Raw genomic sequence first — 25,148 nt, 5'->3', positions numbered from 1 at the left:
GACTCAGCGCATCTACGCCGCGAGCAATCCGAGTTTCACCGCCAGGGCAGATGCCCGGCGGCGACGGTCCGGGGACTTCGACGCGGACTCCTCCAAAACGATCATCTTGGCGTACCCGTTGTATTTGATCGTCTCAGGTGCTGCTTCGTGCGCGCGCGACAGCGTCTCCAGTGCCACGTCCGGTTGTCCGTCCAACTGGTAGCCGCGCGCCTCCTCGATCCGATGCCGGGCCCGGCGTGGCCGGGATGGGATCGTCGTCGAATCCGACGCCGCCGCCTGCCGTACCGACTCCCCGCCCTGGTGGAGCTCCACGGCGATGGTGACCGCGTGCGCGCCTATGATCGAGCGGCCGAAGGAGGTCACCGGGTGGAAGTAGCCCCCCGGCAGCCGGTCGGCCATTTCGCGCGCCTGATCCCAGTAGCGCCACGCGGTGCCGGTTGTTGTGCGGCGGGCGGCCGTATACCCGGCCTCGAATGTGAGCGCGCCGGTGATGGCGAGTACGTCGTCGCTTGCGTCCGGCAGCAGTGGGGTGAGGTAGCCGAGTGCAGCAGTCGTCACCGCGTCAGCAGCGTCGAAGTGCGCAGGTCCAGCGTCCCGGTGGGCCTGCGCGGTCAGCCAGGCGGCGACCCCGATGGTGTGTGGGTCCTCGGACTCCTGTGCTGCGACCATGCCGCGCTCCGCGATCCGCCAGAGGAGGGCGGCGTCGGGCTGGTACGCCACGAAGAACTGGGACAGTGAGTAGACCTCGCTCAGCGCAGCTTGTGCCGCGCGCCGTTCCGCAGCGGTATCGGCCTGCCGTACCGCGAGCTGGGCGTCCCGGATGAGCTCGGGCAGGAGTGCGCCGACGACCTCGCGATGCTGCGGGGAGGAGTGCCGAGCGGCCCACGCTCGGGCGAGCCGGGCGGAAAGATGCGCGGTCGGCGGGGCCTCCCGGTCGGCGGTGAGCGCCAAGGCGTCGACAGCCGTCTTGACCGCTCCGAGTCGGGGATGGCCGGGGCCGGCGAAAAGCGAGACGTTCACAGACTGGTCTCCCGTGAGGTCGGAGAGGTCCCGGACACGAAGCACGTCGGCAAACCGCAGCATGACATCCAGCTTCGGGACCTTCAGCCGCCCCGTCTCCAGCGCCTTCACCCATGAGCCCGAGCGGCCCATGAGACCTCCGAGCTGATCACGGGTCACACCCCTGCGGGTGCGGAGAATCTGTAGACGCTGCCCGAATGCCAGCGGGTCGGCGTACGGGTCCGGCGTAGCATGAGGTGACACGGCCTTGCCCCTCTCTGAACAGCTCGTCACTGCCAGAGTAGGGGCAGGGCCTTTCCTGTGGCAGCGACGCCGCAGGATCGCCAAGTGGTCGAAATTAAGCCGCTTGACGAGCGATCGCGCTGGAGACCGCCGCCTGGGCGGAGATCCAGGCGGGTGAGTCGACCACTGTCATGGCACGATGCCCCGGTCGGCCGGGACCTGGCAGAGGTGCTGGCGCCCGTGACGGAGGGGAGCTGAGAATGGCGGAGACTCTGGCACCGCTGTCGGAGGCGGAGATCGAGGCGGCACTTCAAGAGGTGCCGGGGTGGCGGCGGGAGGGCGACGAGATCACCCGGTCCTACGGCATCCGCTATCACGGTGGCGTCGCGATGATCGTCCACGTCGCCGATGTCGAGCGGCTGATCGGTCACCACGCCGACATCGATCTGAGATGGGACACGATCCGCTTCGGGATCACCACACATGACGCGGGGCATCGACTCACTGCGGCGGATTTCGATCTCGCCCGCCGCATCGACGCCATTGCCACAGTGCATGAGGCACAACCTTGCGGTTAGCGGGGCTTAGGGCTCATCGGGCTGAACGACTCGATGCTGCGCGCCTGCCTCTCCATGCCTGGCAGGGCGCCCAAGGTGCGCGTGATGCTCCTGGACCCGGACTCGTCCGCGCTGGCTCAACGGGCCTCGGAGATCGGCGAGTCAGCCGATTCCCTGGCAAACGGAGTACGGCTGACGGAAGCGCGGCTGCGTGAACTCTCGGGCACCTGCGACATTCAGGTGTACCGGTACGGCATGCTCCCTACGTGGCGCGTGATCCGCACCGACTCCATCATGTTCGTCGGAGCCTTCGACGCCGGCTGGGAAGGACACGAGTCGGCGACGTACAAGGTGATGGAGACGCCGCACGGCCCCCTGTACCGGGGGTTCAGGCGCATGACAGAGGCGATCATCAGCAGCGCGGAGCGCACCGTCTGAGAGGGGAGCCCAGGTGATCGAGGCGGAGCTGAAAGCGCGCGTCCACGCGCCGGAGGTGGTACTGCGGCGGCTGGACGAACGGGGCGCTGGGCGGGCCGAGGTGTACCAGGACACCTACTACGACACCCCCGACGGCATGCTCGACGCCAAGGACCAGGAGCTTCGGGTCCGGACGGTCCACGGTGTCGACGGGACCCGCTCGGTGCTGACGTACAAGGGTGCCGAGGTCGATGAGGCGTCCGGATCCAAGCCGGAGCACGAGACTCGCGTCGAGGACGCCGCAGAGGTCCACGCGATACTGCACGGTCTTGGGTACGTACCGGTGATCCGCTTCGAGAAGCAGTGCCGGAACTATGCCTTCGAGGCACGTGGGCGACAGATGCTCGCCACGCTGGTGCGCGTGCCTGAGCTCGACGGAACCTTCCTTGAGCTGGAGACACCGGCCACCGAGTCGGACCTGACGGCCGCTCTCGGGGAGGTCCGCGCGGTACTGGCCGAGCTGGGCATCGGTGCCGAGTCCCTGACTCGCGAGTTGTACACCGACGCGGTGCGTGCCCGACGGGCGGGCTGACCGTGCCGAAGGAGCGGCGCTCAGCCCCCCGGCCCCCCATGGAAGCGTTCCAGGTCCGCGGGGCCGATGCGGATCACCAGCAGGGCGATCACCGCGGCGATCACCGTGAAGAGCGAGGCCATCAGGAACGCCGCCGAGATGCCCTGGGCCAGCACCTGGTCGCCCCAGGGCGGCGGGAGTTCCCCGGTGCGGCGGAAGGCGATCTTGTCCGCGGGGGTCGCTCGGAGCAGGAAGTCCGGGATCAGGCGGCGGGTCTCGGCACGGCTGGCCGTGCCGAATACGGTCACCAGGATGGACAGGCCCAGTGAACCGCCCACCTGCTGCGACACATTGAGCAGCCCGGACGCCGCGCCCGACTCCTCGCGCGGGACCCCGGAGAGGGCCGTCAGCGTCAGCGAGACGAACTGCATGCCCATCCCGAGGCTGAAGGTCAGCATCGGCCCCAGGACGCCGTCAAGGTAGGTGGAGTGGACATCGACCTGGGCCAGCCAGCTGAGCCCGGCCGCCGCCAGCAGTGCTCCGCTCACCATGAAGGGCTTCGGGCCGAATCGCGGCACCAGCCGTGAGGTGACGGTCGCGCCCACCGCGATGATCACACTCACCGGCAGAAAGGCGAGCCCGGCTCTGATCGGGCTGAAGTCCAGCACGTCCTGGACGAAGAGGGTGAGGAAGAAGAACATGCCGAAGATCGCGGCGGCCAGGCTCAGCATGATTCCGTACGTGCCCGCGCGATTGCGGTCGGCGAACATCCTCAGAGGGGTGATCGGCTGTCTCGAACGCCGCTCGACCGTGATGAAGGTGACGAGCAGCACCGCCGCGGCGGTGAAGGAGCCCAGGGTCAGAGGGTCCCGCCACCCGTCCTGTGCGGCGCGGATGAATCCGTAGACCAGCGCGACCATGCCGAGGGTCGAGGTCAGCGCGCCGATCGCGTCGAAGTACCCGGGGTGGCGCTCGGACTCCTGGATATGGCGGGGGACGGCCGCCAGGATCAGCGCCGCGATGGGCACATTGACGAAGAGGACCCACCGCCAGTCGAGCCATTCCACCAGCATTCCGCCCGCCAGCACCCCGATCGCGCCGCCCCCGGCGGAGACCGCGGCGAAGGCCCCGAAGGCGCGGTTGCGCTCCGGTCCCTCCCGGAAGGTGGTGGTGATCAGCGCGAGCGCGGTCGGCGAGGCTATCGCGCCGCCCACCCCCTGGAGGGCGCGGGCGGCGAGGAGTTGGCCGGGGTTCTGGGAGAGCCCGCCGAGCAGCGAGGCCACGGCGAAGAGCGCGACGCCGCACATGAGGACCCTGCGGCGGCCGAGGATGTCGCCCGCGCGCCCGCCGAGGAGCAGCAGGCCGCCGAAGGTCAGGGTGTAGGCGTTGACGACCCACGACAGGCTGGTGGTGGAGAAGCCCAGCGCGGTCTGGATATGCGGCAGCGCGATGTTCACGATGGTGATGTCGAGCACCACCATCAGCTGGGTGCCGGCGATGACCAGAAGCGCGATGCCATGGCCGCCGCTCCGTCCTGGGGCGGTGGCCGGTGGAGAGACGGAATCCGGCCTTGGGGCAGTCATGGTGATCGAGCCCAGCACTCAGCGGGGCCTGACATGCGCCCCACCCGTCGAGCGCTGAGCGCGGCACACACCCCACCCGGGGCACACCGACGCGCCCCACCCATCGACCGTAAACCCGCCGTCCTGGCGTCACCAGTCGATCAAGGCCCGGGCCGCCGCTCCCGCCGTCAGGGCAGCACGGCCGTTCCGTCGAGCTCCACCATCGCCTGCTCGTCCCAGAGCCGTACGACGCCGATGACGGCCATCGCGGGATAGTCACGGCCCGCCAGCCGCCGCCAGACCTGGCCCAGTTCGCGCGCCTGGGCACGGTAGCCGTCGACGTCGGTGGTGTACACGGTGACCCGGGCGAGGTCGTGCGGGGCTCCCCCGGCCGCGGCGAGCGCGGTGAGCAGATTGGCGAGGGCCGTCTCGAACTGCTCGGCCAGGGTCTGGCCCACCACCCTGCCCGCCATGTCGAGCGCGGTCTGCCCGGCCAGGAAGACCAGCCGGGAGCCGGTGGCGGTGACCGCGTGGGAGAACCCCGAGGGAGGTGAGAGCTCGGCGGGGTTGTGGCGGTGCAGGCTCATACGACCTTCCCATCCGGCTGCCGGGCGGCGTCCGGGGTCCCAGGACCGCTGCTCCCGGCTGCCGCGGCGTACAGCTCCCGGGCGATGATCGAGCGCTGGACCTCGGTCGCGCCCTCGTAGATCCGTGGTGCGCGCACCTCACGGTACAGATGCTCCAGCGGATGGCCGCGCTGCAGCGCGGTCGCGCCGTGCAACTGGACGGCCCGGTCCACCACGTACTGCGCGGTCTCCGTCGCGAACAGCTTCGCCATCGCCGACCGCCGGGGCACATCGGCGGCCCCGGAGTCGTACGCCTCCGCCGCCGCGTACACCAGCAGCCGCGCCGCCTCGGTACGGGTGGCCATCTCGGCTACCTGGTGGGCGACGGCCTGGAGATCGCGGAGCGGGCCGCCGAAGGCGGTGCGGCGGGCGGTGTGCTCCACGGCGGCGTCCAGGGCGGCCTGGGCCATGCCGACGGCGAACGCGCCGACGCTGGGCCGGAAGAGGTCGAGGGTGCGCATCGCGACCCCGAAGCCCCGGTCCACCTCGCCGAGGAGATCGGCCCGGCCCACCGGCACTCCGTCGAAGGCGAGCGCGCCGATGGGGTGCGGGGAGAGCATCTCCAGGGCGGTGCCGGTCAGCCCCGGGCGGTCGGCGGGGACGAGGAACGCGGTCACCCCCCGGGCCCTGGCCCCCTGGGCCGTACGGGCGAAGACGGTGTAGAAGTCGGCCTCGGGCGCGTTGGAGATCCAGCGCTTCTCGCCGCTCAGCCGCCAGCCGTCGCCGTCCGGCGCCGCCGTGAGCGCGAGCGCCGCCGCGTCCGAGCCGGCCCCCGGCTCGCTCAGCGCGAAGGCGGCGATCGACCGGCCCGCGATCACCCCGGGGAGATGGCGGTCCTGCTGCCGGGCGGTGCCCGCGAGCACCAGGGGGAACGCGCCGAGCCCCTGGAGGGCGAGCGCGGTCTCCGCCTCCGTACAGCCGTGGGCGAGCGACTCCCGCAGCAGACAGAGCTCCATCGCGCCCGAGGCGAACAGCCGCCCGATCAGTCCCCGTTCCCCCAGGGCGGCGACCAGCGGGCGGTTCACCCGGCCGGGTTCGCCGCGCTCCGCGAGGGGCCGCAGGGTCTCCACGGCCAGCGCGCGCAGCGTGGCGCACCATGCGTTCTGTTCCGGATCGAGCGAGAATACGGGCATTCGTGCCCCCACTCCTCAGATGCCCACCGAGCATCTATCGCGGACCGTTGACTGCCGTCACCTTAACGATACGCTCCATGCACGACCCCACCACGAGAAGGGGCGAACCATGGAGCTGACACCCTCGGCCCACCGCGACACCTTCGCGCGCGACCATCTCCCGCCCGCCGACCAGTGGCCGACGCTGCTGGAGTCGCCCTATCCGCCACAGCTCAACTGCGGCGCCGAGCTGCTCGACCGCACCGTCGAACGCCTCGGCCCGGACCGGCCCGTCTTCCGCACCGGGGACGGCGCAGTCTGGACGTACGGAGAGCTGCGCGAGCGGGTCGACCGGATCGCCCATGCCCTGACCGGCCCGCTGGGCGTCGTCCCCGGCAACCGGGTGCTGCTGCGCGGCCCCACCACCCCCTGGCTCGCGGCCTGCTGGCTCGCCGTCATGAAGGCGGGCGCGATCGCCGTGACCGTGCTCGCCCAGCAGCGGGCCGAAGAACTCGCCGCCATGTGCGAGATCGCCGCCGTGCGCCACGCCCTCTGCGACGCGCGCTCGCTCGGCGAGCTGACGGCGGTCCGGGCGCCGGGGCTGCGGATCACCCCGTACGGCGGCGGCACCCCGAACGATCTGCTGCGCCTCGCGGCGGCGGCCGGGCCCGCCCCGTACCCCGCCGTCCCGACCGCCGCCGACGACATCGCGCTCATCGCCTTCACCTCCGGCACCACCGGCCGCCCCAAGGGCTGTCTCCACTTCCACCGCGATGTGCTGGCCGTCGCGGACACCTTCTCCGCGTCGGTGCTGCGGCCCCGCCCCGACGACGTGTTCGCGGGCAGCCCGCCGCTGGGCTTCACCTTCGGCCTCGGCGGGCTGGTGATCTTCCCGATGCGGGCCGGCGCGTCATCGCTGCTGCTGGAGCGGGCCGGGCCACGGCAACTGCTGCCCGCCATCGCCGAGCACCGGGTGTCGGTGCTGTTCACCGCGCCGACCGCGTACCGGGTGATGCTCGCCGAGCCCGGCGGCCATGACCTCGGCTCGCTGCGGCGCTGTGTCTCCGCCGGGGAGAATCTGCCCGCCGCCACCTGGCGGGAGTGGCTGGATCGCACCGGAGTACGCATCATCAACGGCATCGGCGCGACCGAACTGCTGCACATCTTCATCTCGGCCGCCGACGACGCGATCCGGCCGGGGACCACCGGGGTGCCGGTGCCGGGCTGGCAGGCCCGGGTGGTGGACGGCGGCGGCAGCCCCGTCGCGGACGGCACCCCGGGGCTCCTCGCGGTACGCGGGCCGGTCGGCTGCCGCTATCTCGACGACCCCCGGCAGCGGGAGTACGTACGCGATGGCTGGAATCTCACCGGCGACACCTATGTACGGGAGCCCGACGGCTACTTCCGCTATGTCGCCCGCGCCGATGACATGATCATCTCGGCCGGTTACAACATCGCCGGCCCCGAGGTCGAGGACGCGCTGCTCGGCCATCCCGATGTCGCGGAGGCGGCGGTGGTCGGCCGCCCGGACGCGCTGCGCGGAGAGATCGCGGTGGCCTATGTCGTGCTGCGCGACGGCGTCGCGCCCGGCGAGCGGACCACCGCCGCCCTGACCGCCGCGGTGCGGGCCCGGCTCACCCCGTACAAATGCCCCCGCGCGTTCGTCTATGTCGACGAGCTGCCCCGCACCCCCACCGGCAAACTCCAGCGCTTCCGGCTGCGGGCCGAAGCGCACGGGGGCACAGGGGCACAGGGGCACGGGGGCCCGCGGCCGGAAGCGCTCCGTGATGCGGCCCGATCCGGACGGAAGACCCTAGAGTGATCACGTGGCCGACCAGCACACTCCCCGCTCCCTGATCGTCACCCTCTACGGCGCGTACGGACGCGAACGGCCGGGCCCCCTGCCCGTGGCCGGGCTGATCCGGCTGCTGGCCGCGCTGGGGGTGGACGCGCCGTCCGTACGCTCGTCGGTGTCGCGGCTGAAGCGCCGGGGGCTGCTGATCCCCGGCCGGGCCGAGGACGGCTCCGCCGGTTACGCCCTCTCCGCCGACGCCCGCCAGCTGCTCGACGACGGCGACCGGCGCATCTACGACCGGCAGACCCCGCTGCTCGCCGACGGCTGGGTCCTCGCGGTCTTCTCGGTCCCGGAGGCGGAGCGCAGCAAGCGCCATCTGCTGCGCTCGCGGCTGGGCCGGCTCGGCTTCGGTTCGGCGGCGCCCGGGGTGTGGATCGCTCCGGCGCGGCTGTACGAGGAGACCCGCCACACCCTGCGCCGTCTTCAGCTCGACCCGTATGTGGAGCTGTTCCGGGGGGAGCATCTGGGGTTCGCGGCGACGGCCGAGGCGGTGGCCCGCTGGTGGGATCTGGGCGCGATCGCCAAGCGGCACGAGGAGTTCCTGGACGCGCACGAGCCGGTGCTGAGGTCGTGGACGGCGGGGCGGGAGGCCGGTCCCGAGGAGGCGTACCGGGACTATCTCTTCGCGCTGGACCACTGGCGGCGGCTGCCGTACACGGATCCGGGGCTGCCGGTGGAGCTGCTGCCGGACGGGTGGCCGGGCGGCCGTTCGGCGGAGGTCTTCGGGGAGCTGCACGAACTGCTGCGGGACGCGGGGGCGGTGTTCGTCCAGGGCTGAGCGGGCGGGCGGGCGGCGGGAGCGGTGCCCGGGGGCGGGGCCCGGACGGTCGGTACGGTCCGGTGCCTCGGACCGTCGGTACGGCCCAGCGCCCCCGTACCGTCAGCGCAGGGTGAGCCTCGGCCGGGGTGCGTCCGTACGCCCCGCCGGAGGTTTGCGGCTGCCCGCGCGGTACGGCGCGGGCCAGAGCGCGCCCGGCCCGCTGTGCCCCTGGTCCGCCGCCGCGTGCAGCGTCCAGTGCGGGTCGTACAGATGGGGCCTGGCCAGCGCGCAGAGATCGGCGCGGCCCGCCAGCAGCAGGGAGTTGACGTCGTCCCAGGAGGAGATCGCGCCGACCGCGATGACCGGGACGCCGAGCGTGTTGCGGATCCGGTCGGCGTACGGCGTCTGGTACGAGCGGCCGAACTCGGGCCGCTCGTCGGCGACGACCTGCCCGGTCGAGACGTCGATCGCGTCGGCCCCGTGCTCCACGAAGACGCGGGCGGTGTCCATCGCCTCCTCGGGCGTGGTGCCGCCGGGCGCCCAGTCGGTCGCGGAGATCCGTACGGTCATGGGCCGCTCAGCGGGCCAGATCGCGCGGACCGTGTCGAAGACTTCGAGGGGGAAGCGCAGCCGATTGGCCAGCGGACCGCCATAGGCGTCGGTGCGCAGGTTGGTGAGCGGGGAGAGGAATCCGGAGAGCAGATAGCCGTGCGCGCAGTGGAGTTCGAGGAGGTCGAATCCGCTGTCGGCGGCGCGGCGGGCCGCCGCGGCGAACTCCGCGCGGACGGCGTCGAGCCCCGCGGCGTCCAGGGCCCGCGGCGTCTGGCTGATCCCCGGCCGGTACGGCAGCGGTGAGGCGGCCCACAGCGGCCAGTTCCCCTCGGGCAGCGGATCGTCCATGCCCTCCCACATCACCCGGGTGGAGCCCTTCCGGCCGGAGTGGCCGATCTGGACGCCGATGGCCGCGCCGGGCGACTCGGTGTGGACGAAGTCGGTGATCCGCCGCCAGGCGGCGGCCTGCGCGTCGGTGTAGAGGCCGGTGCAGGCGGGGCTGATGCGCCCCTCCGCGCTGACGCACACCATCTCGGTCATCACCAGGGCGGCCCCGCCGAGCGCCCGTGTGCCCAGATGGACGAGATGGAAGTCCCCGGGGACGCCGTCCTCGGCGCGGTACATGTCCATGGCCGAGACGACGACCCGGTTCCGCAGCTCCAGACCGCGCAGCCGGAAGGGGGTGAACATCGGGGGTGTGGCGGGCGGACAGCCGAAGTCCCGTTCGACGGCGTCGGTGAAGGCGGAGTCGCGCAGCCGCAGATTGTCGTGGGTGACCCGGCGGCTGCGGGTGAGAAGGTTGAAGGCGAACTGCCGGGGCGGCTGGTCGACGAAGCGGGCCAGCTCCTCGAACCAGCGCAGACTGGCCGATGCCGCGCGCTGTGTCGACTCGACCACCGGCCGCCGCTCGGCCTCGTAGGCGGCGAGGGCGTCCTCGACGGTGGGCTGCTCCTCGACGCAGGCGGCGAGGGCGAGCGCGTCCTCGACGGCGAGCTTGGTGCCGGAGCCTATGGAGAAGTGGGCGGTGTGGGCGGCGTCGCCGAGCAGCACCGTACGGCCGTGGGACCAGCGGCCGTTGACCACGGTGCGGAACGCGTTCCAGTCGGAGGCGTTGCCATGGAGGGGGCGTCCGCCGAGGGCGTCGGCGAAGATCCTGGCGCAGCGGTGGACGGACTCCATCGGGTCGTGGTCGTGGGCGCGGGGCGGGCGGGGGGTGTCGAGACCGGCGGCCCGCCAGACCTCCTCCCGCATCTCGACGATGACGGTGCTGGAGTCCGCGGCGTAGGGGTAGCCGTGGAGCTGCATCACCCCGTGCTCGGTCTCGGCGGTCTCGAACCGGAAGGCGTCGAAGGCGAAGTCGGCGGCGAGCCAGATGTAGCGGCAGCGGTGGAAGGTGATCCGGGGGCGGAAGACGTCGGCGTGGGTCTCCCGGGTGAGGCTGCCCACGCCGTCGGCGGCGATCACCAGATCATGGGTGCGGGCGAGTTCGGCGGCGGGCGGGGCGGGGGTGCGGAAGCGGAGCCGTACGCCGAGGGCGGTGCAGCGGGCGTGGAGTATCCGCAGCAGCCGCCGGCGGCCGAGGGCGGCGAAGCCGTGGCCGCCGGAGGTGAGGGTACGGCCGCGGTGGACGATGTCGATGCCGTCCCAGCGGACGAACTCCTTCTGGAGGGCCTGGTGGACGACGGGGTCGGCCTGCTCGATGCCGCCGAGGGTCTCATCGGAGAGGACGACGCCGAAGCCGAAGGTCTCGTCGGGGGCGTTCCGCTCCCAGACGGTGATCTCGCGCCGGGGGTCGAGCCGTTTGAGGAGGGCGGCGGCGTAGAGGCCGCCGGGGCCGCCGCCGATGACGGCGACCCTGAGCGCCCGGCGCGGGGGGCCGGGTGTCATCGGCCCCGCCACTTCGGCGGGCGCTTCTCCGTGAAGGCCGCGTGGAACTCGGCGTAGTCCGCTCCGGTCATCAGCAGCGCCTGGGTGGCGGCGTCCAGCTCCACCGAGGCGGCGAGCGGCATATCGAGCTCCGCGGTGAGCAGGGCCTTCGTCTGGGCGTACGCCAGGGCCGGGCCGTCGGCGAGCGCCCGGGCCAGCTCCGCCGCGCGGCCGTCGGCGGCGCCCTCGTCCGTCAGCTCGCTGATCAGGCCGATCCGCTCGGCCTCCGGCGCGCGGACCGGCTCGCCGAGCATCAGCAGCCGGGTGGCGTGGCCGAGGCCGACGACTCTCGGCAGCAGATAGGCCGCGCCCATGTCGCCGCCGGAGAGCCCGACCCGGGTGAAGAGAAAGGCGAACCGGGCGGTCGGGTCGGCGATCCGGAAGTCCGCGGCCAGCGCGAGCACCGCGCCCGCACCGGCCGCGACGCCGTGCACGGCCGCGATCACCGGGAAGGGGCATTCGCGGATCGCCCGGACGACCTGCCCGGTCATCCGGTTGAAGTCGAGCAGCTGGGCGGTGTCCATGGCGAGGGTGGCGCCGATGATCTCGTCGACGTCGCCGCCCGAGCAGAATCCGCGGCCCTCGCCGCCGAGCACCAGCGCCCGGACGGACCGCTCCCGCGCCAGCTCGGCGAGGAGATCACGGAGATCGGCGTAGGCGCCGAAGGTGAGCGCGTTGAGCTTCTCGGGGCGGGCGAGGGTCACGGTGGCGACGCCGTCGTGGGCGGTGAACCGCAGATGGTGCCATCGCTCGGTGCGGGGAGCGGAGCTGGGGAACGGGCTCATGGGACGGGCCTCCCTCGGCCGGCGGTCTGCCGCCTGCCTCTGCCTGTCCCCTGAAGTTATCACTTGTATGTGACCGCCGTCACGAGTACGCGATACGGCGGTCACCTCCGCGTGCGGGAGCCGTCACCCGGCCGGGGTGAGGCGCGGCGCGGGAGCCGTCCCCCGACTGACGTGAGAGGCGACCCGGGAGCCGTCACCCAGCTGACGTGAGGGGCGGCGCGGGTGCCGTCACCCGGCTGACGTGAGGAGCGGCCCGGGAGCCGTCACCCGGCCGGGGTGAGGGCCGGCGCGAGGGTCGCGACCATCACCGCCTTGATCGTGTGCAGCCGGTTCTCGGCCTCGTCGAAGACCACCGAGTGCTCCGACTCGAAGACCTCGTCCGTGACCTCCAGCTCGGTCAGCCCGTACCGCCCGTGGATGCCCCGCGCCACGCTGGTGTCGAGGTCGTGGAAGGCGGGCAGGCAGTGCAGGAACTTCACCCCGGGGTTGCCCGTGGCCCGCAGCACGTCCATGGTCACGGCGTACGGCAGCAGCGCCTTGATCCGCTCGTCCCAGACCTCCTGGGGCTCGCCCATCGACACCCAGACGTCGGTGGCGACGAAGTCCGCTCCCCGAACGGCGTCCGCCACCTCCTCGGTGAGGGTGATCCGCGCGCCGGTGGAGTCGGCGAGCCGCCGCGCCTGGCCGACGAACTCCTCGGCGGGCCAGTACGCCCGGGGCGCGGCGATCCGCACGTCCATGCCGAGCAGCGCCCCGGTGATCAGATAGGAGTTGCCCATGTTGAAGCGCGCGTCGCCGAGATAGGCGAAGACGATCTCGTTCATGGGCTTGTCGGTGTGCTCGGTCATGGTGAGCACATCGGCGAGCATCTGTGTGGGGTGCCAGTCGTCGGTGAGCCCGTTGTAGACCGGCACTCCGGCGAACTCGGCCAGCTGCTCGACCGTGGCCTGGGCGTCGCCCCGGAACTCGATCGCGTCGAACATCCGGCCGAGCACCCGGGCGGTGTCCTTCGCGGACTCCTTACGGCCGATGTGCGAGCCGGCCGGGTCTATGTACGTGGTCGAGGCCCCCTGGTCGGCCGCGGCGACCTCGAAGGCGCAGCGGGTCCGGGTGGACGCCTTCTCGAAGATCAGCGCGATGTTCTTCCCCCGCAGCCGCGGCACCTCGGCACCCCCGCGCTTGGCGGCCTTCAGCTCGGCGGCGAGATCGATCAGACCGCGGAACTCCTCGGGCGTGAAGTCCAGCTCCTTGAGGAAGTGGCGGCCTTCGAGATGTATCGCCATGGTGACTGCTCCTGCGTCGCGAATGCGGGGACCATGGAAGTCTATACGAGCGCTCGCATCGGTATACATGAATTCCCTTGGCATATGTCACCGGCCGGCGACAGGGAGCCGTGGCACCGCGCCGCGCCACGCTTCCCTGGCGCATCACCGTCCGGCGGCGGAGCCGTGGCACTCCACCGGGCACGCCATCGCCCGGCGGCGGAGCCGTGAGGCGTCACACCGCGTCGCGCTCCACCGGGCAGCTCATACAGCGCGGGCCGCCCCGCCCCCGCCCCAGCTCGCTCCCGGGAATCTCGATCACCTCGATGCCCTGTTTCCGCAGATGCGTATTGGTAGTGACATTACGCTCATACGCCACCACAACGCCCGGCTCGACCGCCAGCACATTGCAGCCGTCGTCCCACTGCTCACGCTCCGCCGAGTGCACATCCTGGGTCGCGGTCAGCACCCGGATCTCCTGGAGCCCCAGCGCGGCGGCGATCGCGCTGTGCATCTGCTCGGGCGGGTGATCGCTCACCTTGAGCCCCTGGGCGCCCTCGGCGGGCTCGATGGTGTACGAGCGGAGCATGCCCAGCCCCGCGTACTGGGTGAAGACATCCCCGCCGACCATCGTCATCACCGTGTCCAGATGCATGAACGCCCGGCGCTTCGGCATGTCCAGCGCCACGATCGTGCGCGCCGAACCGGCCGCGAACAACCCTCGGGCCAGCATCTCCACCGCCTGCGGGGTGGTGCGCTCGCTCATCCCGATGAGCACCGCGCCATTGCCGATCACCAGCACATCGCCGCCCTCGATGGTGGACGGATAGTCGTCCTGCCCCTCGGACCAGTGGTGGAAGTCGCCCGCTCGCGGGCCGGTGAAGAGCGGATGGTGCTTGTAGATCGCTTCGAAGTGGACGGTCTCGCGCTGCCGGGCGGGCCAGCGCATGGCGTTGATGGAGACCCCGTCGTAGATCCAGGCGGAGGTGTCCCGGGTGAAGAGATGGTTGGGCAGCGGATCGAGCAGAAAGTCGTCCAGGTCCATCACATGGAAGCGGACGGACGTCGGCTCGGGGTGGCCGGCGAGGAACTCCCGCTTGGTCATCCCGCCGACCAGCGCCCCGACCAGCTCGGCGGTGGGCAGCTCGTCGAAGGCGCTTCTGAGGTGGTCGGTGGCGAGCGGGCCGTACTCCTTCTCGTCGAAGACCCGGTCCAGGACGAGCTTTCTGGCCTCCGGGACCTCCAGCGACTCACGCAGCAGATCGCCGAAGAGATGCACCTCCACCCCCCGGTCGCGCAGCACGTCCGCGAACCCGTCGTGCTCCTGACGGGCCCGCCGGACCCAGAGCACATCGTCGAAGAGCAGGGTGTCCTTATTGCTCGGGGTGAGCCGCTTCAGCTCCAGATCGGGCCGGTGCAGTATGACCCGGCGCAGCCGGCCGGTCTCGGAGTCGACGTGGAATCCCATGTCCCCATCCTCACCGCGCGGTGCGCGGTTCACTCGGCGAACGGCGAGAGCCTCTTCTCTCGTATCCCGCGCCGGACCGCTCCGTACACCGCGCGGGGTGCCCGGACCGGGTCCGGGTGCCCCGCGCGGTCAGGGTGTACGGGAGCCTCGGCCGGCTCCCGTACGCCCTGACAGCCCCTGACACCCCCTGCGCCACACCGGTCAGAGCCGTGGGTCGACCGGTTCCGACTCCAGGGCCAGCACCGCGAAGACCGCCTCGTGGACCCGCCACAGGGGCTCCCCGTCCGCCAGCCGGTCCAGCGCTTCCAGACCGAGCGCGTACTCCCGCAGCGCCAGCGACCGCTTATGGCCGAGGGCCCGGTTGCGCAGCCGCTCCAGATTCTCCGGACGGGTGTACTCCGGGCCGTAGACGATCCGCAGATACTCCCGGCCGCGGACCTTGACGCCCGGCTGGACCAGCCGCCCCTTCGGATCGCGGGCCAGTGCCTGGACCGGTTTGACGACCATGCCCTCGCCGCCCCGGCCGGTCATCTCCAGCCACCAGTCGACCCCGGCCGCGACCGAGCTCTCGTCGCCGGTGTCGACCGCCAGCCGCCGGGTGGTCCACAGCAGCCCGGTGGGATCGTGCTCCACCAGCCGGTCCAGCCAGGCCAGCTGTTCGTCATGAGGCACCGCCGCCGCCAGCGACCGTCCCGTCGCGGCGAGTATCCGAAACGGCGCGAGCCGCACCCCGGCCAGCCCCTCGGTCGGCCAGCAGTAACGCCGGTACGCCTCGGTGAAGGCCGTGGCGGCGACCGCCCGCTCACGGTGTGCCGTGAGCAGCCCGCCGGTCGCGACACCGCGCGCCGCCGCCGCTTCGAGCGCCGCCGCGGCCTCCGGGAGGACGGCCCGCGCGGCGGCGCCGACCGACGCGTACTGCGAGCGCAGCAGCCCGGACGCCTTCAGCGACCAGGGCATCAGCTGGCCGGGACGCTGTGGTGTGCGGGGGGGTGTGCACGAGGGTGTGCGTGCACACCCCCCGGGCTCAAGTCGTCTGCCGGTACCGCTTGGGCTGTCCGGCCTTCCAGTCGGGGTCTTCCTCGACCCGTCCGGAATCGATGAGCTTTGCCACAGACCGCGTGACCGTCGATCGGTCCTTGCCCGAGGTCCGGTCGAGTTCCGGCTTCCCGACCCACGCGCCCTGGGCAGCTTTGATGTGGGTCATGAGCTTGAACTCAAGCAGTCCCCAGTCGCCCCCGGGAACGTCTGACTTGAGCTCGGTCTTCGACGCGCCCTTGTCGGTCCAGTGCATTTCGAGCGGACCGGGAGCGGTGGTCGTGACGTCCACCTGGAACGTGTGCCCGGTGCTCAGGCCGTTTCGGTGCTTGAGCACTGACGCCGTGAGCTGTCCGTCCTCAGATTTGGTGAACTTCTTCTTCGTCGTCAGCCGGATGGCAATGCTGCTCTGTTGAGCCTTGACGGACGCGCCCCGGGCGTGGCTCCCGCCGTTCATGCCCTGGTGGTCGATCAGGTAAAGCCGACGTTCGGATTCCGCGACAGGAATTGCTCGATGTTGGTCCACGACCGCATCGCACCCGCGTTGTCGTCTTCCAAGCCTGAGTTGCTCATTAACCGGGAAACCGAGTCGGCACCGACGTGGGTAGCCTCCGGGTGTGGCTCAATGAGCTTGTCGAGCATCTCCGGGTGTGCGGCGAGGTTCCATCCACGGTGGCCGTACCGTTTGAATCCGGCACGCTGTTCCGGCGTGAGCTGGAAGGCCGACAACTTGTCGAACGTCTGATCCGTCGGCGACTCCTCGTCAATGAAGATGACCGTCTCACCTCGGCGGAGTCGGTCGGCAGCCGCCCACAGGAACACCATAGTCTTAGCCGACTCGTAGTCACCGATCACGAGCGACAGCCACCCCGGCTGAATGAACAGGCCGGAGCCGGTGAAGTCGCGTTCGATGACCTCGGACTCGTCCCAGTCATCCGGCTCGCCGAGGTCGGTGTTACCGGGTGCGGCCAGGATCTTGGCTTGTTCGTCGGCTCGGTGCCACGCAGCCCGCTGAAAGAGCTGCATCCGGGCATACGTGGTGTCGTCGTAGGCGTCCCGGTCGTGCTCGAACAGGGCGGTGAGGTGGCCTAGGTACTTGGCCTTGGCGATGTCCCGGATGTACATTCCGGCAACGTCGTTGAAGACCTTTTCATCGAACGGAGCCGGTATCTCCGGGCCCGCCGCCCGACGCGCGATCCACGCGGCCGCGCAGTCGCCCACGTTCGCCGGGTCGATCCGCACCCAGCGCCAAGCCCGCGACATCCTGGGCAACCCTTCCCTGACCGTCTACGACAACCCCCGCTCCCTGTTGATGTGCGTCTACAACCGGGACCGGGCACTCTGCCACCGGCAGGACGCCACCAACGCCCCACGGCTGGACCGCTGCCGGCCGTCGTGTGCGAACATCGCGCGCACCGACCACCACGCAGCCGGGCTCCTCGCCCACGCCAAGGCCCTGGAGGAACAGTCCGCCTCCGAAGCGCTACCGAGACCGCTCGCCGATCGGCTGGCTCGGCGTGCCGAGCAGTTGCGCGAGCTGGCCCGCAGCCACGAGCACGATCGCATCCACCATCAGGAGCCGCCCGTATGAGCCCCGCCCCCGACGAGCGCGACCGGATCCGCGCCGCGATGAACCGCATCCTGAGTGGTACGCCTGAGCACTCCAACGGAGCGCTGACGATCGTCGCCCTCGCGGCCGAGGCCCAGGTCCCCCGCAACGCCCTCACTCAGCGCCACCCCGACCTGAAGAACGACTTCTACGACCAGGTTCGCACCCGCGGAGAGACGCCGGACAGCGAACGCCGGCTGCGCCGGCAGGTCCGAAGGCTCAAGGAACTGCGAGCCGCGGACGCCGAAGAGATCGCCCGGCTCAAAGCCGACGTCGAGGCGCTGGTCGGCGCCCTGCACCAAACCACGGCCGAGAACAGCCAACTGCACCGGCGCCTGTCGGCGGGCACTGGGGTGGTCCGGGTCCTACCGCAGCCGGGTCAGTGCAGGGCGCGGTAGACGAGGTGGAGGTCGGTGGCGGTGGAGGGGGCCAGGGCGGGGCTGCTCAGGGTTTTCCCGGCAGTGGGGACCACAGTGAAGGGGGTCCAGCCGGTGCCGGCGTTGGTGCAGTGCCAGATGTTGTCGTCGCCGCCGCGGACCGCGCAGTGCAGCTGGGTTCCGACCACCGCGAGCGCGGGCCCGTTGGGGGTGGTCCCGGACAGGCGGCCCGCGGCGGCCCAGCGCGGGGAGGCGTTGAACGCGTCGTCGCGGACGGTGAAGCACACCTGGCTGTCGCTGTCGCGGTAGGCCAGGTGGAGCCTGTTCTGGAACATGGTCATGGCCGGGGCGTACTGGGACTTGTGGGCCGTGTGTTCCTTGAGCCACTCCCAGCTGCCGCCGGTGCCCCTGCTGCCGACCAGGAGACTGACGCCGTCGGTGCCGCCGAAGGCGGCCAGCCACAGCCGGCCCTGGTGCACGGCCAGCGCCGGTGCGGTGCGGATGTAGTCGTGGGTGATGCCGGGCGACCAAGCATCCCCGCGGTCGGAGGAGGCCACCCAGGCCCGCCCGTTGTTGTTGTCGCTGCTCTGCTGCTTCACGGCCAGGTAGAGCTGGCCGTTATAGGAGGCCAGCGCCGGGGGTGTATTGGTGGCGAGGCCCGGGACGGCGCCGAAGGCGCTCCAGGTACCGCTGGTCTCGCGCCGGCTGACGTAGACCTTGTTGTCCCCGCCGCGGACCGCGCAGTACAGGTTGCCGTTGTGCAGCGCCAGGGCGGGGGCGCCGGGGGTCTTCGCGCGCGGCCAGGGCAGGGAACGGCCGCTCCAGCCGCCGGTGGCGTGGGCGAGGAGGGCGATGTCGTTGCTGCTGGGCTGGGTGTAGCGGCTGCGGATGTCGAGCGTGAAGCTTCCCTCGTAGGCGGTGGGTCCCGGGAACCGCCAGGTGACGTCGGGCTGCTGGTAGATCGGGTCGGCCAGAGCATCCATGGCGCCGCGGTCGAAGGCGATCGTGCGGTGGGTGAGCAGATCGTCCTCGAGCCAGCCGATGATCTCACCGACGAGCTGGCCGATGCCGCCCAGCATCGCGACGAAGTCGGTCACCAACTGCCACTGAGTGCCTCCCGGCAGGGCGCTGAGGATGTCGGCGGTGTCCTGCAACGCGGTCGCGATCTCCTTGATGGTGCGCGCCAGCTCGGGGTCGACGCCCTGGTCCTCCTCCCAGAGTTCGATGTGGACGATCAGCACCTTGCCCACGGTCCCGCGGAACAGGACGGTGTTCGCGTCCATGTTGTGCGTCTCGTTGTTGTCCACGTCCCCGTAGGTACGCGTGATGCTTTCCTGCTTGACGCCTTCGTCCGCACCGGCCGCGAGCGCCCAGTAGATCTCGTTCGATCCGCTGACCTCGTGGGATTCAAAGTCGCAGAAGAACCGGGGCAGGGTCATATCGACCTGCAGCGGCGGCCGTTCCTGCGCGGCCTCCTGGTGTGCGGAGGCGGTCACCACGCTCACCCCGTACCCGTAGGCGGCCATGCCCTCGCGGAAGGACGGCGAGTCGAAGGACAGGGGCGCACCGTCCGCACCGCCCGCGCCCGCGCTGTCGGGGGCGTCGAGGTCCACCACGCTCACGTTCGCCTGCGCCGCGATCTCCTCGTGCAGGGCGGGCAGGTCCGCGAGCAGATCCTCGTGCGAATAGCCGTCGGCGACGGGGCGGGTGGCGAGACTGTCCGGGAAGAGCCGGCCCCGAAAAGCGGCCTCCTCCTGGTAGACCCGGCCGAAGTCGCAGACCTCCTCCCGCGAGAGCAGCCGCACCACCGGACCCACCAATTGCGACTCCAGACGCGTCAGCTCCAGGCCGGCCTCCATCCGGGCGGCGGCGTGCAGCATCACCCCATACAGCAGATGGGCACCCCTCGACGCCTGCACCTGCCCCTCGAACGCGGCGGGCGGGGTCTCGTCGTGCAGCCGCTGACGCAGCCGCTTCAGACGAGCATCCCGGGAAACCGACAGCTCAGGCGACATGGAGATCCCATCGAGAGAAGGAAGTCACGCACAGCCAACGCACGCCGACTCTTCCATGCAGATCACCGTGGGCGACAGATCGTTTACAGCCAGTGTCTTCGCGTCCAGAGTCCGACGCAACCCTCTGCGGACAGCCTCCACTCCACGGACAGCGTGGATCGGAATCCCGCCCACGGACCGCGGCCGACCGCCGCGAAGCTGCCGTCGGGGCCATGCCCATACTCAGAGCCTTCCGGGTAAGCCCTGATGGGGATCTATGCTCCCAAGACCTCGTCGAAGTAGCCGGGCCTGGTGTGGGGGATGATCTGGAGTGCGCTCGTGTAGCGGCGGGTCTGGGTCTGCCAGGCGTGGTAGCCACTCATCCAGACCTCCATGATTTCGACATACCCGGTCACAGCGGTGCGCTGCGGGCCGGTGAGGCCAAGCTGCTGGCACATGGCCGGGACCTGGCGAGCCTGTTCCTGGAACCGCTCGACACGTTGGTCGACTTCTCGGCAGGCGCCTGTGATGGCTTCGTCGCGGGTGCAGGGCCGGGCGTGTTCGATGACCAGGACGAGGTTGTCCATGTCGCCGCGGGCTTCCTCTTTCTCCAGCGAGTAGACGTCGTTGCACATGAAGGTGACGTCGATGGCGACCTGGCGCATGATCCGCAGCTGCGGGCTGTGAAGGGCGCCGGCGGGGATGGTGACCTCAGCCGCCCGCTCGCCCAGGGACAACGGCAGGCCGGTACCGGCTATGCCCCGCCTGACCTGCAGATAGGTGTCCATGTCGGCGGGTGCCTTGCGGAGCCGGCCGATGGCCTCGTGGGCCTGCGTGGCGAAGTAGTACTCCCACTCGTGCGCGGTACGGGCCACCCAGCCCGGGTGCGCGCCGTCGATACAGCGCGCCCACAGGTCGGCGAACGCCACCGAGCACGCATCTGCTCCCGGCGCTGCCGCCCCGTGCACGATGTCGATCAACGGCTGGCACGCGGCCGCGGCGCGAGCGGGGTCCCGCCCGAGGGGGCCGTCGAACTGGTCGTCGAAGACAAAGAAGAAAGCCATCGCGTCCGCGCACAGGTCCAAGGCCGGCCCGGTCGCGTAGGGGAAGCCACGCGCGGCCAGGAGCGGCATGTCCCACGATGCGTACCACTCCAGCGACCTGCCCTCCCCGACCAGACCCATCCGCCGCACCCATCCCCGATTGCGCTGCCGCGCGCCCTCCAGATCCGGGCTGACCGAGCTCGGGAAGGGCAGATGGAACTCGATGTCCTGCGGCACGTGTTCTCCGGGAAACGAGCTGGTCACAGCCTGGTGGAGTCCAGACCGGCTTCTGATGTGGGTGGAGGGCAGGCACGGACGGGAACGTTCACCCGCTCTGCCGTGCGCTCTCACATAGCGCGAGACTGCCAGTCGAGGGTAGCTGCCAAGTCGTAGACCGAGAACTCGACATTCACATCGACGAGGTCTTCGAGGGAGCTGCTGGTGGTGTCAAGGCTCCGCGCCTGCTGTGGGGCAACCGAGTAAGCACCCACAGCGTTTGCGGCCTCGTGCGCCACCGTCAGCACCGCAGGGACGTACGTCCCGCCGCTTACGTCGGTGACGGGGTGGCCGTCTCGGTACTCGATGGACAGAGTGCCAATGTCCTCGGGGTTGACCTGATCAACTGGGATCAACGCGGGACCGGTTGCTTCGGGCGTGTGCTGGACCTGAGCCGGCCCCTTTGAGTTGGGTGTGGTGTCAGACACGCCTCTATCCCCTCCCTGGTCAGCGCGTTGCCGACCTGGTCAGAGCGTCGCAGCGCAGAGCCGGACCGGTTTAGCAATGTCAGCAAAACGACCGGTACCCGACACTGTGGCGTGAACTATCCCATGCACGGCAGTATTCCCCCATGCCCCGACGGTCCGCGCTACCTTTCCCCGCACTCGCCTTCATCCGGACAGCGGAGGTCTACCTCGATGAGCCAGCCGCTCAAGCTTCGCTCAACACGCAGAACTTGACAGAGAAGTCGTCGGCGACCAGGCCCCGGCAGAAGTCGGAGGAGACGACTTCGGTGGGCTTGAAGTGCCGGCGGGCGGAGGTCGTTTTACCGGAGCCGGTGGCTCCGATGAGGACGACGAGGGACAGATCGGTCACCGGGGCCGGTCTGGCCGCCCCGAACACCGCGTACTCCAGCGCGGGCAGCCGGGGCAGATCGAGATGCTCGATCACCTCGCTCAGCACGGCCGCGTCATACCCGGCGAGACGCTTGTCGGTGTAGGTGAGCGAGCCCTGGAGCAGGGCAACCCGCGCGGCCTGGCGCTCGCCCAGCCGCTCCAGCCGCAGCCTGCGCCCGGCGATCGTCAGCGCCCGTACGGACACGTCCACACCGACGACCTCGGTGAAACGGGCGTCCGCGAGCAGCGTCTGCACCAACTGGCCCTGCCCGCAGCCCAGATCGAGGACCCGGCTCGCCCCGGCCGCGCGCAGCGCCGCCGTGATCGCCTCCCGCCGCTGGACGGCGAGGGGCGCCGGCTGCTCCTCGGTGTCGGTCGTCTCGTCGACGGCTTTGTCCACATCGGCGATGTCGAGACCGTCGGCTTCGGCGAGCCGGACCAGTTCCAGGCGCTCCATGGCCTGCCGGGTCAGTCCCCAGCGGCGGGCGAGATAGCGGCTGGTGATCAGCTTCCGCTCGGGGTGCTCGGCGAGCCAGCCCTCCCCCGCCCGCAGCAGTTTGTCGACCTCGTCGGGCGCGACCCAGTAGTGTTTGGCGTCGTCGAGCACCGGCAGCAGCACATACAGCTGCCGCAGGGCGTCGGCGAGCCGCAGCTCCCCCTCCAGCGTCAGCTGGACATAGCGCGACGCGCCCCACTCGGGGAACGCCTCGTCGAGCTCCACCGGCCGGACCTCGACCGAGTCCCAGCCCAGCGGCCCGAACAGCTTCCGCACCAGCTCGGCGCCGCCGCGCGCGGGCAGCGCCGGCACCTCGACACGGAGCGGCAGAGGAGCCGCCGCCCGCTCGGGCAGCGCCTGGCACACCCCGCGCAGAGCGCTCTTGAACACGGTGCTCAGCGCGACGGCCAGCAGCGAGGACGCGGCATAGGGGCGGTCGTTGACATACTGCGCCAGCGCCGCGTCAGGCACGCCGCCGCGGCCCTTGCCCCGCCGCACCAGCGCCACCGGGTCCACCTCCAGCAGCAGCGCGGCCGTGCAGCGCTCGGCGGACGCCTCGGGGTAGAACACATGGGCCGTGCCGTGCGCCGTCGAGAACCGCTGCGTCCGGTCGGGATGCTTGTGCAGCAGAAAACCGAGGTCCGTGGCGGGATGCCGAGAGGTGCCGGTCGTACTGACAGTGAGGAACATCCGTCCGAGTATGGCCGGGTTGTCCGCCCGCGCCCAGCGGTATTCCCGGTCCTCAGCCGTCGGACGGCCGGGCCTCAGCCGCCGGGGGACCCGCCGTACGCCTCCCCGGACGACCCGCCGTACGCCTCCCCGGGCCGCCCGCCGTACGCCTCCCCACGCGGGCTCTGCGAACCGATCGAGGCGGCCAGTTCGGCGATCGCCCCGGGGCCCACCCGGCAGCAGCCGCCGATCAGCCGGGCGCCGGCCCGCCGCCAGCGCTCCGCCCGGCCGGGGTCGAAGGCCGCCGGGCCCCCGCCAGGCCCCCGCTGCCGGATCCCAGCGCTCACCGCTGTTCGGATAGACGACCACCGGCTTCCCGGCCACGGCCGCCGCGAGCCCCACCGCGCGCTCCGCGTCCTGCGGCGTACAGCAGTTGACGCCCACGGCGATCACCTGCTCATGGCCTGCGACCAGTTCGAAGGCCGCCGTCAGAGGCTGCCCGGCCCGGGTGCGCCCGCCGGCGACGCTGTACGAGAGCCACACCGGGACCCCGCACCCCTCGGCCGCCCTCAGCAGCGCCTCGGCCTCGTCCACGTCCGGAACCGTCTCCAGCGCGAGCACATCGGGTCCCGCCGCCGCCAGGGCCTCGATCCTGGGTCGGTGGAACCGCTCCAGCTCCGCCGTCGAGAGGCCATAGCGCCCCCGGTACTCGCTGCCGTCCGCGAGCATCGCGCCATACGGTCCGACCGAAGCCGCCACCCAGATCTCCGCCGGGCTCGTCCCGGCCGCCGCCCGCGCCAGCTCGACACTGCGGGCGAGCAGCTCCGCGGCCCGCCGTGGGCCGATTCCCCTGCGCGCGAACCCTTCGAAGGTGGCCTGATACCCGGCGGTGATCAGCACCCTCGCGCCCGCCCGCACATAGGCCGTGTGCGCCGCCAGGATCTGCCCGGGGTCGTCCGCGAGCAGACGCGCCGACCAGAGCTCGCCGGAGAGATCGCACCCCTGGGCCGTCAGCTGGTTGGAGAGTCCGCCGTCCAGGACCAGGGCGCCCTCGCCGAGTGCGGCGGCGAGCGTACGGACCGGCCGCACCGCGCTCAGCCCAGCTGGGACTGGACCTGACTGGAGATCAGCTCCAGATGGTCGAGATCGTCGAGGTCCAGGATCTGGAGATAGATCCTGGAGGCGCCGATCCCGGCATAGCGGCCGATCTTGTCGACCACCTCGGCGGGCGAGCCCGCGAGGCCGTTGACCTTCAGCTCGTCGACCTCACGGCCGATGGCGGCGGCCCGGCGCGCGACCTCGGCGTCGTCCTTGCCGACGCAGACGACCAGGGCGTTGGAGCAGATCAGGGCGTCGGGCGCGCGCCCGGCCGCCTCGGCGGCGGCCCGCACCCGGCCGAACTGCCGGTCGCTGTCCTCGACGGAGGCGAAGGGCATGTTGAACTCGTCGGCGTACCGCGCGGCCAGCATCGGGGTGCGGACGGCCCCGTGCCCGCCGATCAGCACCGGCACCCTGCCGTTCACCGGCTTGGGCAGCGCCGGGGAGTCGGTGAGCTGGTAGTGCGCTCCGTCGTACGAGAAGGTGTCGCCGACCTTCGTCTCCCACAGCCCGGTGACGATCGCGAGCTGTTCCTCCAGCCGGGCGAACTTGGCCTTGGGGAAGGGGATGCCGTACGCCGTGTGCTCCTCCTCGTACCAGCCCGCTCCCAGGCCCAGCTCGATCCGGCCGCCCGACATCTGGTCGACCTGCGCCACCTGGATGGCGAGCACGCCCGGCAGCCGGAAGGTGCCGGCGGTCATCAGGGTGCCCAGACGGATGCGCCGGGTCTCCCGGGCGAGGCCCGCCAAGGTGATCCAGGCGTCGGTCGGGCCGGGCAGACCGTCGGCGGAGCCCATGGCCAGATAGTGGTCGGAGCGGAAGAAGGCGTCGAAGCCGAGGTCCTCGGTGGCCTTGGCGACGGAGAGCAGGGTGTCGTAGCTGGCACCCTGCTGAGGTTCGGTGAAAATTCGCAGGTACATGGGGTCCATCCTGCATCGTCGTGCCGTGGCGGCCTCGGCCGTCCACCGGCTCCACGCCGTCACGGCCCATGGTATGCGGCATCCCGCGGATCCGCCGGGA

General features: G+C 71.1%; 22 protein-coding genes and 1 pseudogene. 7 read left to right on the top strand and 16 right to left on the bottom strand.

The window, feature by feature from the left end:
- Positions 1-12 precede the first annotated feature (12 nt).
- Positions 13-1,263, bottom strand: a complete 1,251-nt coding sequence (locus FF041_RS07040) for a helix-turn-helix domain-containing protein (protein WP_323391390.1) — start codon at positions 1,261-1,263, stop codon at positions 13-15.
- A 239-nt stretch (positions 1,264-1,502) separates the two neighbouring features.
- Here FF041_RS07040 and FF041_RS07035 point away from each other — a divergent pair, with 239 nt between their 5' ends.
- Genes FF041_RS07035 through cyaB form a run of 3 tightly spaced genes read left to right on the top strand, consistent with a single transcriptional unit; the run spans position 1,503 to position 2,808 of the window.
- Positions 1,503-1,820 carry a 4a-hydroxytetrahydrobiopterin dehydratase gene (locus FF041_RS07035; RefSeq protein WP_153521495.1) on the top strand — a complete coding sequence of 106 codons (318 nt, stop codon included), beginning with the start codon at positions 1,503-1,505 and terminating at the stop codon, positions 1,818-1,820.
- Between the two features lie 33 nt (positions 1,821-1,853).
- Positions 1,854-2,237, top strand: coding sequence for a hypothetical protein (locus FF041_RS37735; protein WP_228388060.1), 384 nt, complete (start codon positions 1,854-1,856; stop codon positions 2,235-2,237).
- 13 nt (positions 2,238-2,250) lie between these two features.
- On the top strand, positions 2,251-2,808 hold the full coding sequence (gene cyaB, locus FF041_RS07025; protein WP_323391389.1) for a class IV adenylate cyclase: 558 nt from the start codon (positions 2,251-2,253) through the stop codon (positions 2,806-2,808).
- A gap of 20 nt (positions 2,809-2,828) precedes the next feature.
- On the opposite strand, the gene FF041_RS07020 is transcribed toward cyaB, so the two are convergent.
- The 3 genes from FF041_RS07020 to FF041_RS07010 all read right to left on the bottom strand — a co-directional run bounded on the left by FF041_RS07020 (position 2,829) and on the right by FF041_RS07010 (position 6,108).
- Positions 2,829-4,370 (bottom strand): MFS transporter, encoded by a 1,542-nt coding sequence (locus tag FF041_RS07020; protein ID WP_153521494.1) that lies wholly within the window; start codon positions 4,368-4,370, stop codon positions 2,829-2,831.
- A 167-nt stretch (positions 4,371-4,537) separates the two neighbouring features.
- Positions 4,538-4,936, bottom strand: a complete 399-nt coding sequence (locus FF041_RS07015; protein ID WP_153487409.1) for a RidA family protein — start codon at positions 4,934-4,936, stop codon at positions 4,538-4,540.
- Positions 4,933-6,108, bottom strand: a complete 1,176-nt coding sequence (locus tag FF041_RS07010) for an acyl-CoA dehydrogenase family protein (RefSeq protein WP_153487408.1) — start codon at positions 6,106-6,108, stop codon at positions 4,933-4,935. Before FF041_RS07010 ends, FF041_RS07015 begins: the two co-directional genes overlap by 4 nt.
- 109 nt (positions 6,109-6,217) lie before the next feature.
- Here FF041_RS07010 and FF041_RS07005 point away from each other — a divergent pair, with 109 nt between their 5' ends.
- Positions 6,218-7,909 (top strand): AMP-binding protein, encoded by a 1,692-nt coding sequence (locus tag FF041_RS07005; protein ID WP_153521493.1) that lies wholly within the window; start codon positions 6,218-6,220, stop codon positions 7,907-7,909.
- A gap of 4 nt (positions 7,910-7,913) precedes the next feature.
- Positions 7,914-8,720, top strand: coding sequence for a PaaX family transcriptional regulator (locus FF041_RS07000; RefSeq protein WP_323372481.1), 807 nt, complete (start codon positions 7,914-7,916; stop codon positions 8,718-8,720).
- Positions 8,721-8,822: 102 nt separating this feature from the next.
- On the opposite strand, the gene FF041_RS06995 is transcribed toward FF041_RS07000, so the two are convergent.
- From FF041_RS06995 to FF041_RS06965, 7 genes and pseudogenes are all read right to left on the bottom strand, one after another.
- Positions 8,823-11,141 (bottom strand): bifunctional salicylyl-CoA 5-hydroxylase/oxidoreductase, encoded by a 2,319-nt coding sequence (locus FF041_RS06995; RefSeq protein ID WP_153521492.1) that lies wholly within the window; start codon positions 11,139-11,141, stop codon positions 8,823-8,825.
- The gene (locus FF041_RS06990) at positions 11,138-11,965 is read right to left on the bottom strand and encodes an enoyl-CoA hydratase family protein (RefSeq protein WP_153521491.1); all 828 of its coding nucleotides are present in this window, start codon (positions 11,963-11,965) and stop codon (positions 11,138-11,140) included. The genes FF041_RS06995 and FF041_RS06990 overlap by 4 nt, the downstream gene beginning before the upstream one ends.
- A gap of 263 nt (positions 11,966-12,228) precedes the next feature.
- Positions 12,229-13,248: an ornithine carbamoyltransferase gene (gene argF, locus FF041_RS06985; RefSeq protein WP_153521490.1), complete on the bottom strand. Its 1,020-nt coding sequence runs from the start codon at positions 13,246-13,248 to the stop codon at positions 12,229-12,231.
- 214 nt (positions 13,249-13,462) lie between these two features.
- Positions 13,463-14,695, bottom strand: a complete 1,233-nt coding sequence (locus FF041_RS06980) for an arginine deiminase (RefSeq protein WP_153521489.1) — start codon at positions 14,693-14,695, stop codon at positions 13,463-13,465.
- A gap of 201 nt (positions 14,696-14,896) precedes the next feature.
- Positions 14,897-15,658: pseudogene (locus tag FF041_RS06975) on the bottom strand (polynucleotide kinase-phosphatase); the annotation flags it as partial.
- A gap of 61 nt (positions 15,659-15,719) precedes the next feature.
- Positions 15,720-16,187: a hypothetical protein gene (locus FF041_RS06970; RefSeq protein WP_153521488.1), complete on the bottom strand. Its 468-nt coding sequence runs from the start codon at positions 16,185-16,187 to the stop codon at positions 15,720-15,722.
- A 14-nt stretch (positions 16,188-16,201) separates the two neighbouring features.
- Positions 16,202-16,855, bottom strand: coding sequence for a hypothetical protein (locus FF041_RS06965; RefSeq protein WP_153521487.1), 654 nt, complete (start codon positions 16,853-16,855; stop codon positions 16,202-16,204).
- Positions 16,856-16,868: 13 nt separating this feature from the next.
- On the opposite strand from FF041_RS06965, the gene FF041_RS06960 reads away from it, so the two are divergent.
- Positions 16,869-17,321 (top strand): hypothetical protein, encoded by a 453-nt coding sequence (locus tag FF041_RS06960; protein ID WP_228388059.1) that lies wholly within the window; start codon positions 16,869-16,871, stop codon positions 17,319-17,321.
- The gene (locus FF041_RS06955) at positions 17,318-17,737 is read left to right on the top strand and encodes a hypothetical protein (RefSeq protein ID WP_153521486.1); all 420 of its coding nucleotides are present in this window, start codon (positions 17,318-17,320) and stop codon (positions 17,735-17,737) included. The genes FF041_RS06960 and FF041_RS06955 overlap by 4 nt, the downstream gene beginning before the upstream one ends.
- On the opposite strand, the gene FF041_RS06950 is transcribed toward FF041_RS06955, so the two are convergent.
- From FF041_RS06950 to FF041_RS06925, 5 genes are all read right to left on the bottom strand, one after another.
- Positions 17,719-19,731, bottom strand: a complete 2,013-nt coding sequence (locus tag FF041_RS06950) for a Kelch repeat-containing protein (RefSeq protein ID WP_153521485.1) — start codon at positions 19,729-19,731, stop codon at positions 17,719-17,721. The two genes, FF041_RS06955 and FF041_RS06950, sit on opposite strands and share 19 nt — an antisense overlap.
- Positions 19,732-19,985: 254 nt before the next feature.
- Positions 19,986-20,990, bottom strand: a complete 1,005-nt coding sequence (locus tag FF041_RS06945) for a terpene synthase family protein (protein ID WP_323391388.1) — start codon at positions 20,988-20,990, stop codon at positions 19,986-19,988.
- A 110-nt stretch (positions 20,991-21,100) separates the two neighbouring features.
- Positions 21,101-21,457, bottom strand: coding sequence for a hypothetical protein (locus tag FF041_RS06940; RefSeq protein ID WP_153521484.1), 357 nt, complete (start codon positions 21,455-21,457; stop codon positions 21,101-21,103).
- A gap of 223 nt (positions 21,458-21,680) precedes the next feature.
- Positions 21,681-24,119, bottom strand: a complete 2,439-nt coding sequence (locus FF041_RS06935; protein WP_434094577.1) for a 3' terminal RNA ribose 2'-O-methyltransferase Hen1 — start codon at positions 24,117-24,119, stop codon at positions 21,681-21,683.
- A 5-nt stretch (positions 24,120-24,124) separates the two neighbouring features.
- A complete protein-coding gene (locus FF041_RS06925) occupies positions 24,125-25,048 on the bottom strand; it encodes an LLM class F420-dependent oxidoreductase (protein ID WP_153487399.1) in 924 nt (307 codons plus the stop codon).
- Positions 25,049-25,148 lie beyond the last annotated feature (100 nt).

Origin of the sequence: Streptomyces jumonjinensis (assembly GCF_009600885.1) — a bacterium.
In the GTDB taxonomy this organism is placed as follows: domain Bacteria; phylum Actinomycetota; class Actinomycetes; order Streptomycetales; family Streptomycetaceae; genus Streptomyces; species Streptomyces jumonjinensis.
Note: the sequence above shows the minus strand (reverse complement) of the source record. Positions and strands in the feature narration are given on the sequence as shown.